Source organism: Microbacterium sp. OR21 (assembly GCF_047306785.1).
GTDB lineage: Bacteria > Actinomycetota > Actinomycetes > Actinomycetales > Microbacteriaceae > Microbacterium > Microbacterium esteraromaticum_E.
Map to the genome: position 1 here is coordinate 1 of NZ_JAZEXJ010000014.1, position 1518 is coordinate 1518.

The window sequence follows — 1518 nt, forward strand, 5'->3', positions numbered from 1 at the left end:
CGGAAAGTGTCAAGGCGGGTGAGACAGATTCCGTCAGGCGGTCTGTATGAGGGCCTCCTGTGAGGGCTGGTTGATCCAGGCGGCCTCGGGCAGCTTGGGCGCCTGGGGTCGGCGGTGGCCGAAGCGCTCGGGACGGGCGGCGTAGGCCGCGTCCAGGGTGGCCTGGCGCTGGGCGCGGACCTGCCCGGCGGTGCCGAAGTGGACGCTGGCGGGGGTGTGCAGCCCGATCCCGCAGTGGCGGTGCTCGTGGTTGTAGTAGGCGAAGAACTGCTCGGCGAACGCGCCGGCGTCGGCCAGGGACCCGAAGCGCTCGGGGAAGACCGGGGCGTACTTCAGCGTCTTGAACGCCGCCTCGCTGTAAGGGTTGTCGTTCGACACGTGCGGGCGGGAGTGCGACCTGGCCACCCCGAGGTCGACGAGCAGCTGAGCGACCGGTTTGGAGGTCATCGAGGTCCCGCGGTCGGCGTGGATCGCCTCCGGCACGCCATGGATGCCCATGGCGTGCTCGAGCAGGTTCTTGGCGATCTCGGCGTCCTCGCGGGCCGCGATGGTCCAGCCCACGACGAACCTGGAGAAGATGTCGAGCACGACGTACAGGTCGTAGTACACGCCCCGCTCCGGCCCCTTGAGCTTTGTGATGTCCCAACTCCACACCTGCCCCGGCGCCGTCGCGACGAGCTCGGGCCGGGTCCGGGGCGGGTGGCTCGCCTGCCGGCGCCGTTCCCCGGCCATGTCGTGCTCGCGCAGGATCCGGTGCATCGTGGACATCGAGCACAGGTAGGTGCCCTCGTCCAGCAGCGTGGCCCAGACCTGGGCGACCGACTTGTCCGCGAACCGCTGGCTGGTCAACACGGCCAGCACGTGGGCCCGCTCGGCGGCGGACAGCTTGTTCGCCGGTGCCGGCCGCGGTGTCCGTGGACGTGGCGGTGGCGGGTTCTTGGCCCGGTAGTGACTGGCGCGGGAGCGACCCAGCAGCGCGCACGCAGCCGCGGTGCCGACGTGCTCGGCCAGCCCGTCGACGGCCGGGTTGATCACCGCGGCGACCGCGGCGGCTTGTCCGCGCTCTCGGAGAGCGTCTCCAAGAGCGCGTGTGCTTTTCCCATCAGGTCCAGCGCCGCCCTGGTCTTGGCCAGCTCGGCCTCGGCCTTCTCCGCCCGGGCCCGTAGCGCCTGCAGCTCCCGCTCGCGCCGGTCCCGCGGCTTGCTGCCCAGCCCGGACAGCGAGCCGGCGGCCGCGGCCTTGCGCCACTCGATGATGTGGGAGGTGTACAGGCCCTCCCGGCGCAGGATCTCCCCACGCCCAGAGCGGTCCGCGGCGTCGTACTCGGCCAGGATCGCCGCTTTGAACTCGGCGGTGAACGTCCGCCTCTTGGGCCGGTCAGCACGAGGAGCCATAGCCCCATCATCGGTGCCGACGTCAGCAACCGTCATCGTCATCTCAGTATTGGTCCGTTCTCGCCCCGTGCAGTGCGAAGGTCAGCAGTGCTGGTGTCTCACCCCATCCTGACGCACAGGGCTC

General features: G+C 70.6%; 1 protein-coding gene. It reads right to left on the minus strand.

Features of this window, described 5'->3' with window-relative positions; genetic code table 11:
• Window positions 1–33: 33 nt before the first annotated feature.
• A protein-coding gene (locus V2S04_RS14900) for an IS3 family transposase (RefSeq protein ID WP_370428832.1) occupies window positions 34–1430 on the minus strand; the annotation gives its coding sequence in 2 pieces (ribosomal slippage) (window positions 34–1094 and window positions 1094–1430; 1398 coding nt in all).
• Window positions 1431–1518 lie beyond the last annotated feature (88 nt).